The organism is Methylomonas sp. MED-D, assembly GCF_050276835.1.
Lineage (GTDB): Bacteria > Pseudomonadota > Gammaproteobacteria > Methylococcales > Methylomonadaceae > Methylomonas > Methylomonas koyamae_A.
Map to the genome: position 1 here is coordinate 4,665,213 of NZ_CP189965.1, position 15,046 is coordinate 4,680,258.

A 15,046-nucleotide genomic window follows, 5' to 3' on the forward strand; every position below is an offset into this window, starting at 1 on the left:
GAGTCTGAACGCTGATCACTACGGCAAATTTTGTCTGGTTAGCCGGTCATGCTATGAATAATACCGAATAGTGTCAATAGTACCAGTCCGAACATGGCTTTAAACCGTTAGTGCTAAAAGCATTTTTTGTTTGACGTAACTTGCCGCCAAACATATAATCCGCTGTTCACTATTAACAGTTTATGCTTGATGGAGCTTACGCCGATGTATGCGGTAATTCAAACAGGTGGCAAACAGTACCGTGTCGCAGAAGGTACTACCTTAAAAATCGAAAAACTGGAACTAGGCGCGGGCGACAGCGTGGAGTTCGACAAGGTATTGATGGTTCAATCAGGCGACTCTGTAAAAGTTGGTCAGCCTTACGTTGAAGGCGGAAAGGTCACCGCAACCGTGGTTTCTCAAGGCCGCCACAAAAAAGTCCGTATCATCAAATTCAGAAGACGCAAGCACCACATGAAAAAACAGGGGCATCGTCAATATTACACGGAAGTCCAGATCACTGGTATTTCCGCATAACATTCACAGAGGTTAGATCATGGCTCACAAGAAGGCAGGCGGTAGTACCCGCAACGGTCGCGATTCCAATGCACAACGCCTGGGCGTCAAACGTTTTGGCGGCCAAGTGGTTAAAGCGGGCAATATTCTGGTTCGCCAACGCGGCACTCAATTTCACCCTGGCACCAATGTCGGCATCGGTAAAGACCACACCTTGTTCGCGACTGCGGACGGCAAAGTGGTTTTTGAAGAAAAAGGCCCGAAAAACCGCAAATACGTTAGCATCGCAGCAGCGTAACATCGCCAGCAGTGCTGCAAGGCACCACTGAAAGGAAAAGCCTCGTTGTTTAGCGGGGCTTTTTTGTTTATACCGGTACATTATGAGATTTGTTGACGAAGCGGAAATCCGCGTGGAAGCAGGCGACGGCGGCAACGGCAAGGCGTCGTTCCGCCGAGAAAAATATATTCCGTTGGGCGGCCCCGACGGCGGCGACGGCGGCGACGGCGGCAGCGTTTATCTGGTGGCCACGGAGAACGTTAACACCCTGGTGGACTTTCGCTATCACTCGGTGCACCGCGCCCAACGCGGCCAAAACGGCGGCAGCCGCGACTGCACGGGTAAAAAAGGCGATGATTGCTTCGTCCCGGTACCGCCCGGCACGATCGTTTACGAAGCCGACACCGGCGAGAAAATCGGCGACCTAACCAAGCCCGGCCAACAACTGCTGGTCGCCAAGGGCGGCTTTCACGGCTTGGGGAACACCCGCTTCAAAAGCAGCATCAACCGCGCGCCTCAGCAAACCAGTAAGGGGACGCCGGGCGAACACCGCATGCTGCGTCTGGAATTGATGGTGATTGCCGACGTGGGCCTGCTCGGCATGCCCAATGCCGGCAAATCCAGCCTGATTCGGGCCGTCTCGTCGGCGCGCCCGAAAGTAGCCGACTATCCGTTCACGACGCTACATCCCAATTTGGGCGTCGTTCGGGTCGACGACATGCGCAGCTTCGTGATCGCCGATATTCCGGGCGTCATCGAAGGCGCGGCCGAGGGCGCCGGGCTAGGCCTGCAGTTTCTAAAGCACTTGTCGCGCACTGGCTTGCTGCTGCACATCCTCGACATCGCCCCCTACCAGAGCGACGAAACGCCGGTTTCCGCCGCCCGGAAAATCATTGCCGAAGTCGAAAAATGGAGCGACGAACTGGCCGAAAAGCCGCGCTGGCTGGTATTGAACAAAATCGACAACGTCCCGGACGACGAGCTCGACGCCCACTGTCAAGCTATCCTCGACGAACTGGACTGGGATGGCCCGGTATACAAGATTTCCGCGCTGAAAAACCAGGGCACCCAAGAACTGATGTACGCGATCATGGATTTTCTGGAAGCGCAACGCAATTCGCTGGAGCCCATCCCCGATGAGCCGGTCTGATTTCTCTAAAGCTAAACGCGTCGTCGTCAAAATCGGCAGCTCACTGCTGACCGACGGCGGCCGCGGCCTAAACAAGCCCGCGATCGCCGGCTGGGTCGAGCAAATGGCGGCGCTACGCCAGTTGGGCGTCGACGTGGTATTGGTCTCGTCGGGATCGGTGGCGGAAGGCATGAGCCGCCTGAAATTAAAAACCCGTCCGAAAACGCTGCACGAACTGCAAGCCGCTGCCTCGGTCGGCCAGATGGGCCTGGTGCGCCGCTTCGAAGACGAATTCCAGACTCACGGCCTGCTGGCGGCCCAGGTCTTGCTGACCCACGACGACCTATCCGACCGGCAACGTTACCTCAATGCCCGCAGCACCTTGCTAACCCTGTTGGATTTCGGCGTTGTTCCGGTCATCAACGAAAACGACGCGGTGGCCACCGAAGAGATCCGTTTCGGCGACAACGACACCCTGGGCGCGCTGGTCGCCAATCTGGTCGAAGCCGATTTGCTATTGCTATTGACCGACCAGCTTGGTCTGTTCGACGCCAATCCCAGCCTGAATCCCGCCGCCCAATTGATTTCCGAAATCAGCGTCAACGAAAGCCTGCTCGACGAAGTGGCCGGCGGCAGCATTAGCGGCCTAGGACGCGGCGGCATGTTCACCAAGGTTCGCGCCGCCCGGTTGGCGGCCAGATCCGGCGCCGCCACCGTCATCGTCTCCGGCAAGCTGGACCAAGTCGTCAACCGAGTGTTCGCCGGCGAAGCGCTCGGCACCTATATGATCCCGAACATCGCCCCGCTGGCGGCCCGCAAGCAATGGCTAGCCGGACAACTGCAGCTTAAAGGCAGCGTTACGCTGGACGACGGCGCCGTCAAAATCCTCAAGGCCGCCGGCAAAAGCTTGCTGGCCGTCGGCGTCAAGACGGTGAGTGGCTCATTCCAACGCGGCGACTTGGTATCTTGCCTGGACGCCCACGGCCAGGAAATCGCCCGCGGCCTGATCAACTACGGTGCCGACGATGCCGCCAAAATCGCCGGCAAACCCAGCAGCGAGTTCGAAGCCTTGCTGGGCTATGCCGATGACGACGAACTCATCCACCGGGACAATCTAGTTCTGGTCTAGCCGGCCCGAGCTCCGGATCAAGTATTCTGAATCACGATATTCGGGAATCGGCCGCTGAAATCCTTGGCTCTCATCGCCAGTTTCGCGGCCATTTTGCGGGCGATGGCCTTGTAAATTTGCGCCGGCCGCCCGTCCGGATCGGCAACCACCGTCGGTCGGCCACTGTCGGCAAACTCCCGGATTTTAATATCCAACGGTAACGCACCCAACAGATCCACCCCGTTTTTGGCGGCCATCGCCACGCCGCCGCCTTGGCCGAAAATAGCCTCTTCGTGACCGCAGTTGCTGCAAATATGCAGGCTCATGTTTTCGACCAAACCCAGAATCGGCACATTGACCTTCTCAAACATGCCCAAACCGCGCTGGGCATCGATCAGTGCAATATCCTGGGGAGTGGTGACGATAACCGCGCCGCTGACCGGAATCTGCTGAGCCAGCGTCAACTGGATGTCGCCGGTACCCGGCGGCAAATCGATGATCAAATAATCGACGTCATGCCATTGGGTTTGACCCAACAATTGTTGCAATGCACCGGTTACCATCGGGCCGCGCCAAATCATCGGTTGATCGGGATCGACCAGATAACCAATCGACATGGTCTGGACGCCGAAAGACAACTTGGGTTGCAACATCTTGCCGTCCTCACTGTCCGGCTGACCGGACAAACCCAGCATGGTAGGAATGCTGGGGCCGTATATATCAGCATCCAAAATACCGACCTGAGCGCCCTCCGCTGCCAGCGCCAGCGCCAGATTCACCGAAGTCGTCGATTTACCGACGCCCCCCTTGCCCGACGCCACCGCGATAATATTTTTCACATTCGGCAAGGGCTTCAAGGTCTTTTGCACGGCGTGCGACACAATCTTGAAGGACACTTCGACCTCCAGCTTCCCAAGCCCCGGCAACGCGCGCAAGCGTTGCTCCAACTCGGCGCGCAGCTCGCCAACGTAACTCTTGGCCGGATAGCCCACTTCGACGACGACGCTGACCGCGTCGCCGTCCACCGTAATCTTTTTGACGGCCTTAGCCGACACCAAATCGGTCTCGACATTCGGGTCAATGAAATTTTTCAATATATTTTCGACAGCCGCTTTTTCAATAGCCATTCACAACTCCTACAATAAGCCAATAACCAAGCAAAATAGTGGGGGAAGATACCATCTTCCGGGAAGCCAAGAAACCCGGACAACCAAATCCACGGGCTTTCTTGCCAGGCCGCGCCAAACGCGCTACTCTCCGGGCGGAAACAACCATCCGACGCCCCAGTCCCGTCACCGTCATGATCGCCTTAACCCGTCCGCCTATCCGCCGTTCCCCGGCCCACTCTCCGTTGCTTATACCATTCGCGCTTATACTGGCGTCGTTGCTAAGCGGCTGCCAAACCTTAGCCTTCTTTTCCGAACCGCAATCGGAAAAAGTTACCTGGACGGTCAAACCCAACGAAGTCGTCGAGACTCACCAATTCAGCCTCTCCGCCGACTTGAACATCGTCGGAGGCCTGGCCACGCTCTCCAGCCGGGAAAACGATACGCTCTCGGACATTGCTCGCCATTACGGCCTGGGATACAACGACATTACCCTCGCCAATCCCGGCCTGGATCCCTGGAGCTTACAGAACGACAGCACGGTATTGCTGCCCTTGCAATTCATAATCCCCGACGCGCCGCGCCAAGGCATCGTATTGAACCTGGCCAACATGCGCATGTTTTACTTTCCGAACACCCGATCGGTCTTGACCTATCCGGTCGGCATCGGACGAGAAGGCTGGAATACGCCGCTGGGTCAAACTGCAATCGTCGCCAAGAAAGCCAATCCGGCCTGGACCGTGCCGGAATCGATCCAACGCGAACACCAGGCGCTGGGCGACCCTCTCCCCAAAGTCATCCGCTCCGGCCCGGACAATCCTCTCGGCTATTACGCAATGCCGCTGGGCTTTAAGGGCTATTTGATACACGGAACCAACAAGCCCTACGGGATCGGCATGCAAGTCAGCCACGGCTGCGTACAGCTCTACCCGGAGGACGTGGAAAACCTGTTCAAGCAAGTCGACATAGGCACGCCGGTACGCATCGTCCACCAACCCTTCTTAGCCGCCTGGGCGGGCGACGCGCTGTATCTGGAAGCCCACCAACCATTGGATAAATGGGAAAAGCAACGCAAGCAACTGGAAAAAGACCTGCGCGGCAAATTGAAGCAGCTCGCCGCGGAACGGCAAGCTACACTGGATTGGCCCAAGGTGGAAGCCATCCTCAAGCGCGCCGACGGCGTGCCGACACCGGTACTTGTCAACAGTCCGAACCTTGCCGAACTAAGCGCAGCCGCGCCGCAGATCGAACATCCGGAACGACTGTTCGGCCAACCGGAAATCGGCGAACTGGACGCCGACGCCTGGTCGACGATCATCGCCGATGTGTTCCAGAGCGAAACCGAAGCGCAAAAGCTGGCGGCCATGCTCAATCACCAAGGCCCGCCGATCCCGGCCCGCAAGATTGCCAGCAACGGCAATTACCGAGTCTTGGCCGGGCCTTTCAAAACCAAATCCGAAGCCAGAGCGGCGGCGAAACGCATCAAACAGAATTTCGATATCGACGCGATGCCGCAAGCACCGTCGGCAAACTAAGCCGCCGTCATTCCGACAAGGCCCCCGGCTTCAGCAACGCGGTGGCTTGCTCCACCGGCACCGGCTTGCTGAAGTAATAGCCTTGGCCGTAATTGCAACGCTGTCCGGACAGGAAGACCAACTGCTCCAAGTCCTCTATGCCCTCCGCGACCAACTCCAATTTCAACTGGCCGGCCATCGCGGTAATCGCGGCCACGATCGCCCGGTCGCTGTCGTCGGTGGAAACGTCCTTTACAAAGGCCTTGTCGATTTTCAACGTGTCGAGCGGAAAACGCTTTAAATAGCTCAGCGACGAATAACCAGTGCCGAAATCGTCCACCGAAATACGCACGCCCAGGCTCTTTAAGCCTTGCAGAGTGGCTAGCGTGGTATCCACATCGCGCATCATGATGCTTTCGGTGATTTCCAACTCCAATAATTCCGCCGGCAAGCCGGTTTCGGCCAACACGGTCGCAACCACGTCCAACAAGCCGCGTTGATGTTGAAAATCCTGGAACTGCCGACCGGATAGATTGACGGCGACGCGCACCGGCGTACCTGTCTCGCGCCAGCACTGGGCCTGTTCGCAAGCGGTCCGCAACACCCATTCGCCTATCGGCACGATCAACCCGGTTTCCTCGGCCAAACCGATAAACTGATCCGGCATCACCATGCCCAAGGTCGGACTATGCCAGCGCAACAGCGCCTCCATGCCGATTACCGCCCGGCTATCGATTTGCACTTGCGGCTGGTAGTACAGCGACAGCTCGCCCTGACCGAGCGCGCAACGCAAATGATGCTCAAGCTGCAGATACCGCTGCGCGGTACTGTTCATTTCCGACGTAAAAAACTGATAGTTGTTCTTGCCGAGCTTTTTGGCGTGGTACAGCGCGGAATCGGCCTGCGCCAGCAGTTCGTCCAGATTGCCCGAGTTCTCCGGAAACACGCTGATGCCGATGCTGGCCCGCGAATAAATCTGGTGTTGGTTAATGACAAAGGGTTCATTCAGTAGCCCCAAAATCTTGACCGCCACCTTGGCGGCATCCAGGCTGTCCTTGATGCCGGGCAACATGATAATGAATTCGTCGCCCCCCATGCGTGCCGGCGTGTCGCCTTCACGCAAGCACGAGGCGATGCGCTTGGCCACCTCTCTGAGCAATTCGTCGCCAACGGTATGGCCGAACGAATCGTTGATAGTCTTGAAATTGTCCAGATCGAGAAACAAAAAAGCCACCACCTCGCGTTTGCGCTGCGCCCGCGCGATGAATTGCAAGGCGCGGTCGGTCAGCAGCGTGCGATTGGGTAGATCGGTCAGCGCATCGAAATGCGCCATGTAATCCAGGCGCTGGCGAGCCCGCTTGACCTCTTCCATCTCCCTGGCGTTGTCGATCACCAACGATAACGAATGCGCGAAACTGGCCGCCAACTCCTCGTCGTTGGCGCTAAACGCCTCGCCGCCGACTTTGTCGCACAAATAGATCCGCCCGTACACCCGACCGTGCCGGGAAATCGGCACCGCCAACAGCGATTTCATCGGCGGATGATGCGGCGGAAATCCGATGCTACGCGGATCGGTGCGCATATCGCTCAGGCGTAGCGAAATATCCTCTTCGATCACGACGCCCAACAAACCCTTGCCTTGCGGCAGCTCGCCGATTTGCTTGGCCTGAGCATCGCTGATTCCGGAATAAATGAATTCAGCCATCCCGCCGTGCTCATCGACGATACCAATCGCCCCAAAATCGGCGTCCAACAGCTTACGCAAGGCATCGAGCCCGGCTTGCAGCAATTCGGTTTCTATCGACGTCCGGGCCAACACCCCCAACAAGCTTCTGGCGGCCTCGTTGAGGGCGGCCAAGCGCTCGACCCAAATCACGGTCTGGCGATGGTTTTCCTCGGCAATGTCCCGCAAACGCACGCTTTCGAGTAACAACTGCCGATCGCGTTCCAGCAAGGCCTGCAAAATGCTTTCCCGGGTCACGACGCCGACAAATTCGTCGCGGCTCATCACGGCCAACACTTCCATGCCATGCTTCCGCATGGTTTTCAACGCGGTACGGATACCGGCACCGACCGGCACGGCCGCGAGCTTGCGATGCTCGACCAAGTCGGCAAAAATCCAGCCAGGGTGCAGGGAAATGTCATGGTGGGTAGCCACGCCGCAAAAATCGGCACTAAGTTCGCCATCGCGAAATACCGCGTACACGGTACTGCCATTCGCCCGCCCCTTTGGCCGGTCTTCTTCCCGGACCCTAACCACATCGGGCCAAAGACAGGCCTTTACCGTCAATTCCTTCATACCTTGGCGCTCAAGCGCACCGAGACGTCCAAATCGGCGTGCAAAATCTCGTCGATGCTCATCAGCGGCTTAACCTGACCTATCACAAACTCGATCAATGCCTCGCGCGAAGCCCGGTTCAACAGGCTTTTTCGGACCAAGATATCGCTGATGATTTCGTCGTCGCACTCGATATGCTCGAACGGCGCTTTCACCAATAATTCAATGGCGCGGCGCATCGCGATACAGCCGATTGGCGAATCGCGCCCCAAAATCAACATGTCTTTCAGTGGAGGAATGGTGTATTCGCCAAGCACGGCGGAGATATTGACCTGATTTTGAGTTTGCTTGAACATGCCGGTAACCTTATTTCCCTAAGTTTGACCGGTAATTTAGCAGAAATTAAGCACTCTCAGGACTGGGCCCAAGGACGGAACTCACCGGAGCGGGTTAATCATTACGGAACAACGGAAAGCCGAACCGCCGGGCAGACGGCTTGCAAGAACGAAAGACAGCAACGCCAATCCAGATCGGCGAAAGTGAAAATTGAGAGTTGGAACACAAAAAACCGGACGGTAAGGCTACCGCCCGGCTGGCAGAGAAAACGCCGGCAGAGAAATTAGTTTCCGCCCTTGAAGCTGATTTGCAAAGCGTGCAGCGAATTCACGCAATCCGCGCTGGCTTGAAGGTTAGGATTATCGTGGCAGGTTTGGTTTTGCGCCTTAGCTTCCTTGATATTGGCCACATACCAAGCAACGGATTTACCCTCGGTAGCCGCCTTGTCTTCGTTAACCTCGGAACTAGCATTGGTTACATTCAGGATCGCGGCTCCCCCGAGTACCGCAATCGCGGCGGCAGCTATAAATTTGTTGGCGTTTTTCATAAAGACTCCTTCGCTATCTGTTACCGGAAATTTGGAATCCCGTATTGGCGGGACACCGGTAATCTAACAAAAAAGTCTAGCGTTAAAAATGTGGCGGATTGACGCGCGACAATCTGTCCGAATATAGCGGCAAATAACATAATTCAATTAAAGCATCGGATCAGTCAGCATAGCAAAGACCCTAGCCGACTGTCTTAAGATTAGCCCGCGAGTAGCGGCGCACGGACTTTGCCGATCGCGCCGCGAAGCGGACTGGCTTATTTGATTTTCAACAACTCCTTGCCGTCGCTAGCGAATTTACAAATCCCGGCCGCAAAATAAGTACATTCTTCGGATTGCTCCAGCTTGGCGCCGTTTGGGGTCAAATGCACTTTTACCGAGCACGAACGCGCCTCGCCCTCGATATGCTTTTTCAAAACCAACTCGTTTTCGGCAATGACTTTAGCTTCGCCAGAAATTAGAGCAGAACATGCGTGCTTGCCGGCCTCGTCGGGATTCGGTTCGAAATCCACATCCACGGTGACATTGGTATCGTTGCCGACCGTATTAATCTTCAAATGCTGAACGTGGTTACCGTCGCGCAACAGATAGTGATCGGTCGCCGCCATTACGGAACCGGACATTAGCGCGATGGCCAAGAACAAGGTTTTTTTCATGATGTAGCCTCTTTTATTGTGATTTGAAATCGGGCAAGCCCCACGCGGAAAAATCCCGATCGGCACCCCGGCGTCGCCGAAGCGTCGAGCTTGGCGGCGATTGTACCCTACTGCCCGACGTTGCCCAAGAACCCTTGCCCGCCGCCGGCTTGTCGCGCCTTGCAATGAAAGCCCAGGCGATTTATGCCATAATCGCCGGCTCCTTTTTCCGGCCGTTTTACCGCCATGTCGAAACGAAAAATCCTTGTCACCAGCGCCTTGCCCTACGCCAACGGCCCGATCCACCTCGGCCATCTGGTCGAATACCTTCAGACCGACATTTGGGTGCGTTTTCAAAAACAACGCGGCCACGAATGCTACTACGTCTGCGCCGACGACACCCACGGCACACCGATCATGCTGCGCGCCGACAAGGAAGGCATTACGCCGGAACAACTGATCGCCGGCGTCGAGCAAGAACACCGCGCCGACTTCGACGCCTTCGGCGTGGCGTTCGACCAGTACCACAGCACCCATTCGCCCGAAAACAAGGCCTGCGCCGAACTGATTTACCTCAGGCTACGCGAGGGCGGCCATATCAGCAGCCGCAGCATCACTCAAGCTTACGACCCGGTCAAAAACATGTTTCTGCCGGACCGCTTCATCAAGGGAGAATGCCCCAAATGCGGCGCGCCCGACCAATACGGCGACAACTGCGAAGCTTGCGGCGCCACCTACTCGCCAACCGAATTGAAAAACGCGGTGTCGGTCGTGTCCGGCGAACAACCGATCGAAAAAGACTCGGAGCACTATTTCTTCGAACTCGGCCACTTCGCCGAAATGCTGAAAGACTGGACCACCGCCGGCCACTTGCAAGCGGAAGTCAGCAACAAAATGGCCGAATGGCTGCAAAACGGCTTGCAACAATGGGACATTTCCCGCGACGCACCGTATTTCGGTTTCGAAATCCCGGACGCGCCCGGCAAATATTTTTACGTCTGGCTGGATGCGCCGATCGGTTACATGGCCAGTTGCCGGCGCTTATGCGAGCGTACCGGTTTAATTTACGATGACTTTTGGAGCCCGGACAGCGACGCCGAGTTGTACCACTTCATCGGCAAGGACATCATTTATTTCCATGCGCTATTCTGGCCGGCCATGCTGCACGGCGCCGGCTTCCGCACGCCGAGCGCGATCTTCGCCCACGGCTTTTTAACGGTCAACGGTGAGAAAATGTCCAAATCGCGCGGCACCTTCATCAAGGCCCGTACCTATCTGGACCATCTGAACCCGGAATACTTGCGCTATTACTTCGCCGCCAAACTCAGCGCCGGCGTCGACGACATCGACTTGAACTTCGACGATTTCACGCTCCGGGTCAATGCCGACCTGGTCGGCAAAGTGGTCAACATCGCCAGCCGCTGCGCCGGATTTATCGCCAAACGCTTTGAAAACCGGCTATCCGCCGCCTGCGCCGAACCGGAATTGTTCGGCCAATTCGTCGCCGCCCATCAAGCCATTGCCGACCTTTACGAAAGCCGCGAATTCGGCAAGGCGATGCGCGAAATCATGGCCCTGGCCGACAAGGCCAACCAATACATCGACGAGAAAAAGCCCTGGCTGATCGCCAAGGAAGAAGGCCGCGACACCGAGTTGCACGACGTTTGCAGCATGGGCCTGAACTTGTTCCGCTTGTTGGTGGTTTATCTGCGCCCGGTAATACCGACGCTGGCCGCCAACGCCGAAGCCTTCTTGAACATCCCGCCGCAAGGCTGGCCGGCCGACGCCCAGCCGCTGACCGACCACGCCATCAACGCGTTCACGCCATTAATGACTCGAGTCGAGGCCGACAAAATCGCCGCGATCGTCGAAGCCTCCAAGGACAACCTGGAGAAGACTCCGTCGGTCAAGGCCAAGCCCGCCAAGACCGTCGGCGAAGCCGCCAAACCCGCCGAAAGCCAAAAGCTGGAGCCGATCGCCGAAGCCATCGAAATCGAGGACTTCGCCAAAATCGACTTGCGCATCGCCCGTATCGTCAAGGCCGAAGCGGTGGAAGGCGCCGAAAAACTGCTGCAGTTGACCGTCGATCTCGGCGACCACACCCGCAACATCTTTGCCGGCGTGAAGTCGGCCTACGCGCCGGACGATTTGGAAGGCAAGCTGACCGTCGTCGTCGCCAATCTGAAACCCCGCAAAATGCGCTTCGGTACCTCGGAAGGCATGATGCTGGCGGCCGGCCCAGGCGGCAAGGACATTTTCGTACTGTCGCCGGATGCCGGCGCCCAACCCGGCATGCGCGTCAAATAAAACGGAACCGAGCATGCTGGCCGACAGTATCGACGCCCTGCTGCCGCAGACTCAGTGCCGAAAATGCGGTTTTAACGGCTGTCGGCCTTACGCCGAAGCGATCGCTCGCGGCGAAGCCGACATCGACCGCTGTCCGCCCGGCGGCGATGCCGGTATCGCCAAATTGGCCGAGTTGCTGGGCATCGCGGCCAAGCCGCTGAATCCCGGCTACGGCATTGAACGGCCGCGCCTACTTGCGATCATCGACGAAGACGCGTGCATCGGCTGCACCAAATGCCTGCCGCCTTGTCCGACCGACGCCATTCTAGGCGCCTCCAAGCACATGCATACCGTCATTGCCGATCTGTGTACCGGCTGCGAATTGTGCGTCGCGCCGTGTCCGGTCGCCTGCATTGCCATGGTTCCCTCACTCAACCTCACTTGGACCGAGACCGACGCCGACCGCGCCAGGCTGCGCCATCTCGCCAAACAACAACGCCTGACCAAACTGGAAGCCGAAAAGGCCGAGCGCTTGCAACGCCAGAAGCAACTATTGTCAAAAGCCAAATCCGCGAAAAACCAAGATTAACGCGATCGGCCATGACTTTAGCCGCAATTGCTTTTATAATAAGCAGCTCTGCAATACACGCCCGTAGCTCAGATGGATAGAGCCCAGCCCTCCGGAGGAAACAGTCAGCCGGATTTAGGGTTCTAGGGAAACGGTCAAAACCGTTTGACCGAACAGACTGTATCGTAAGACCGCAAATCCCATTGCGCCCGTAGCTCAGCTGGATAGAGCGCAGCCCTCCGGAGGCTGAGGCCAGAGGTTCGAATCCTCTCGGGCGCGCCATTTTGACATCTTCCCCAAACTGCCATTTTCCCCTGGTTTGGCATAGGCGGCCATTCAGTGGCCAGCTAAAATTGATGTTATTTGTCGTCACCCAAATTTGACATTTGCCCTCAATGACCAAACATCCTTAATCTTTAGGGTTTAGAAACCTCATTTTTGAACAGTCTTGGCGGGCAATGGGGAGAAATCCGCCCTTGGGCCTAACGCTCATGCAACGGCTGCGTTGCCCCTGCAAATGAAAGCCAATGGTGTGGGAGCGGCTTTAGCCGCGATTGACAGCGCTCCGACACCGAATTGGGTAACCGCGTCCGGTGACTTTCATAGTAAAGATCTATCCGCCACGCGACGGCGGCGGCATTTTTTCCCGCAGTTTCAAGAAACGCCGGTAGCGCGCCAGCGGGATTTCGCCGGCTTCCGCGGCGGCGCGGACCGCGCAGTCCTTGTCGGTGACGTGCTTGCAATCGTTGAAGCGGCATTGGCCGATGTAGGGTTGAAATTCTCGATAGCCCCAGGCCAGTTGCGCCTCGGTCAAACCGGCCAGACCGAAGATCGCGACGCCGGGGCTGTCGATCAAATCGCCGCCGCCGGGCAAGTGGTAGAGCGTGGCGGCGGTGGTCGTGTGGCGGCCGTGTTTGCTGATCGCCGAAATGGTATTGGTGCGTAGCGTCTTGTCCGGCAGCAGCGCGTTGGTCAACGACGACTTGCCGACCCCGGATTGACCTGCAAACAGACTGGCGCGGTTTTGCAGCGTATGAGCCAGTTCGGCGATGCCGATTTGGCGGTTGGCGCTGACCGGGTGTAGCCGGTAGCCCAGCGTTGGGTAATAGTGCAACTCGGCGTCGATATCGGCCGGCAACGGCAGGTCGATCTTGTTCAGGATCAGGTCGGCGTCGATATTACTGTTCTCGCAGACCGCCAGATACTGATCCAGCAACAGAAAATCGCAGGCCGGCTCGACCGCCAACACCACGTACACGCTGTCCAGATTGGCGGCCACCGGCCGGCTTTCGTTGCCGCGCGCCGGACGAAACAGCGTGGAACGTCGCGGCAGGATCGCTTCGATGCGGCCTTGCTCCGGCGACGACAGCGTTAGTTTGACGCGGTCGCCGACGACGACGGTATCCAGTTTGCGCAGGGTTTGGCACAGGACGGGCGGCGTGGCGTCGTCCAACTCGACAGCGATGCCTTTGCCGAGATGGGCGACGACCAGGCCTTCCCGCTGAGCACTCATCAAGCGGTTTGTATCTTTTCTTCGATATGGGCGATGCGGATCGCGGCGGGCGGATGGCTATAGTGGAAGGCCGAATACAGCGGGTCGGGCGTCAGCGTGCTGGCGTTTTCTTCGTATAGCTTGACCAGGCCGCTGATCAGTTTGCCGGCCTCGGCGTTGCGGGTCGCGAAATCGTCGGCTTCGAACTCGAATTTGCGTTGAAAGAACGCGCTGATCGGTTGCATAAACGTGGTGAATACCGGCGACACCAGCATAAACAACAGTAAGGCCGCCGCATTGGAGTGAGTGCCCACGCCGAGTCCGTCGAAAAACCAGTCTTGGGTAATCAACCAGCCTAGAATCGCGAAGCTGATCAAGGTCATCAGCGACGAGGCGATCAGCATCTTGATCGTGTGTTTGCATTTGAAATGGCCGAGTTCGTGGGCCAATACGGCTTCCAGTTCCGATTCGTCGAGGGACTTGACCAGCGTGTCGAAAAACACGATGCGTTTGTTGTTGCCCAGGCCGGTGAAATAGGCATTGCCGTGGCCGGAACGGCGCGAGCCGTCCATGATGAAAATGCCGTTGCTGTTGAAGCCGCAACGTTCCAGCAAGGTTTGAATGCGTTGCTTCAACGAGCCGTCCTGCATCGGTTCGAACTTGTTGAACAAGGGTGCGATCAGGGTTGGGAACAGCCAGCTCATCAACAGCGAAAAACCCATCATGATGGCCCAGGCATACAGCCACCACAGGTCGCCGATACTGTCCATTACCCATAGAATCAACGCTAAAATCGGCAGACCGATGCCGAGCGTCAGCGCGACCGACAACAATTGATCCTTGACGAATTGCGGCAGGGTGTTTTTGTTGAAGCCGAATTTTTCTTCGATGACGAAGGTTTGATAGAGGCTGAACGGAATTTCGACGACGGTCATTAACAAAAAGACGCTGGCCATCGCCGCCAAGCTGGCTTTCAGCGGCGACAAATCGAAAGTCGCCCAGAAGTCGAATACCAGGCTGATGCCGCCACCCAAAGTCAGCGCCAGCAGAAATACAATGCCGACCACGCTGTCCAAGTCGCCCAGTTTGCTCTTTTCCACCGTATAGTCGGCGGCTTTTTGATGGGCGGCCAGCGATACCCGGTCGCGGAAGGCCGCCGGCACTTGGTCGCGATGTTGCAGCACATGGGCTTTCTGGCGCATTGCCAGCCAGAATTGGACGCCGTAAGACAGGACGAGGGCGACGAGAAATAGGACGGTAAAGGTGTTCATCAAG

At 57.2% G+C, this 15,046-nt stretch carries 14 protein-coding genes and 1 tRNA gene; 8 read left to right on the forward strand and 7 right to left on the reverse strand.

What is annotated here, in order from left to right:
* Nucleotides 1-204: 204 nt before the first annotated feature.
* The 4 genes from rplU (at nt 205) to proB (ending at nt 3,030) form a co-directional block, all read left to right on the forward strand.
* Nucleotides 205-516, forward strand: a complete 312-nt coding sequence (gene rplU, locus ACQE3E_RS20745) for a 50S ribosomal protein L21 (protein WP_064030963.1) — start codon at nt 205-207, stop codon at nt 514-516.
* Between the two features lie 19 nt (nt 517-535).
* Entirely contained in the window at nt 536-793 is a 258-nt protein-coding gene (rpmA, locus tag ACQE3E_RS20750) for a 50S ribosomal protein L27 (RefSeq protein ID WP_064030940.1), read from the forward strand.
* Between the two features lie 82 nt (nt 794-875).
* A complete protein-coding gene (cgtA, locus tag ACQE3E_RS20755) occupies nt 876-1,922 on the forward strand; it encodes an Obg family GTPase CgtA (protein ID WP_313730439.1) in 1,047 nt (348 codons plus the stop codon).
* Nucleotides 1,909-3,030 carry a glutamate 5-kinase gene (proB, locus tag ACQE3E_RS20760; RefSeq protein ID WP_427501016.1) on the forward strand — a complete coding sequence of 374 codons (1,122 nt, stop codon included), beginning with the start codon at nt 1,909-1,911 and terminating at the stop codon, nt 3,028-3,030. The genes cgtA and proB overlap by 14 nt, the downstream gene beginning before the upstream one ends.
* Before the next feature lie 17 nt (nt 3,031-3,047).
* Here proB and apbC read toward each other — a convergent pair whose 3' ends face one another.
* Nucleotides 3,048-4,136: an iron-sulfur cluster carrier protein ApbC gene (gene apbC, locus ACQE3E_RS20765; protein WP_313730437.1), complete on the reverse strand. Its 1,089-nt coding sequence runs from the start codon at nt 4,134-4,136 to the stop codon at nt 3,048-3,050.
* Between the two features lie 224 nt (nt 4,137-4,360).
* On the opposite strand from apbC, the gene ACQE3E_RS20770 reads away from it, so the two are divergent.
* A complete protein-coding gene (locus ACQE3E_RS20770; protein WP_427501017.1) occupies nt 4,361-5,650 on the forward strand; it encodes a L,D-transpeptidase family protein in 1,290 nt (429 codons plus the stop codon).
* A 7-nt stretch (nt 5,651-5,657) separates the two neighbouring features.
* On the opposite strand, the gene ACQE3E_RS20775 is transcribed toward ACQE3E_RS20770, so the two are convergent.
* The 4 genes from ACQE3E_RS20775 to ACQE3E_RS20790 all read right to left on the reverse strand — a co-directional run bounded on the left by ACQE3E_RS20775 (nt 5,658) and on the right by ACQE3E_RS20790 (nt 9,446).
* Complete coding sequence (locus ACQE3E_RS20775) at nt 5,658-7,928, reverse strand: EAL domain-containing protein (protein WP_427501018.1); 2,271 nt, start codon at nt 7,926-7,928, stop codon at nt 5,658-5,660.
* Nucleotides 7,925-8,263, reverse strand: coding sequence for a hypothetical protein (locus tag ACQE3E_RS20780; protein ID WP_064030946.1), 339 nt, complete (start codon nt 8,261-8,263; stop codon nt 7,925-7,927). Before ACQE3E_RS20780 ends, ACQE3E_RS20775 begins: the two co-directional genes overlap by 4 nt.
* A gap of 263 nt (nt 8,264-8,526) precedes the next feature.
* A complete protein-coding gene (locus tag ACQE3E_RS20785) occupies nt 8,527-8,790 on the reverse strand; it encodes a hypothetical protein (RefSeq protein WP_064030947.1) in 264 nt (87 codons plus the stop codon).
* Between the two features lie 257 nt (nt 8,791-9,047).
* A complete protein-coding gene (locus ACQE3E_RS20790; RefSeq protein ID WP_064030948.1) occupies nt 9,048-9,446 on the reverse strand; it encodes a hypothetical protein in 399 nt (132 codons plus the stop codon).
* Nucleotides 9,447-9,671: 225 nt separating this feature from the next.
* On the opposite strand from ACQE3E_RS20790, the gene metG reads away from it, so the two are divergent.
* From metG to ACQE3E_RS20805, 3 genes are all read left to right on the forward strand, one after another.
* Nucleotides 9,672-11,732, forward strand: coding sequence for a methionine--tRNA ligase (gene metG, locus ACQE3E_RS20795; RefSeq protein ID WP_426992181.1), 2,061 nt, complete (start codon nt 9,672-9,674; stop codon nt 11,730-11,732).
* Nucleotides 11,698-12,300, forward strand: coding sequence for an RnfABCDGE type electron transport complex subunit B (locus ACQE3E_RS20800; RefSeq protein WP_426992180.1), 603 nt, complete (start codon nt 11,698-11,700; stop codon nt 12,298-12,300). Before metG ends, ACQE3E_RS20800 begins: the two co-directional genes overlap by 35 nt.
* Nucleotides 12,301-12,484: 184 nt before the next feature.
* Nucleotides 12,485-12,561: transfer RNA gene (locus ACQE3E_RS20805), tRNA-Arg, on the forward strand.
* A gap of 331 nt (nt 12,562-12,892) precedes the next feature.
* On the opposite strand, the gene rsgA is transcribed toward ACQE3E_RS20805, so the two are convergent.
* On the reverse strand, nt 12,893-13,792 hold the full coding sequence (gene rsgA / locus ACQE3E_RS20810; RefSeq protein WP_313730433.1) for a ribosome small subunit-dependent GTPase A: 900 nt from the start codon (nt 13,790-13,792) through the stop codon (nt 12,893-12,895).
* Entirely contained in the window at nt 13,792-15,042 is a 1,251-nt protein-coding gene (locus ACQE3E_RS20815) for a M48 family metallopeptidase (RefSeq protein ID WP_281021561.1), read from the reverse strand. The genes rsgA and ACQE3E_RS20815 overlap by 1 nt, the downstream gene beginning before the upstream one ends.
* Between the last annotated feature and the right edge of the window lie 4 nt (nt 15,043-15,046).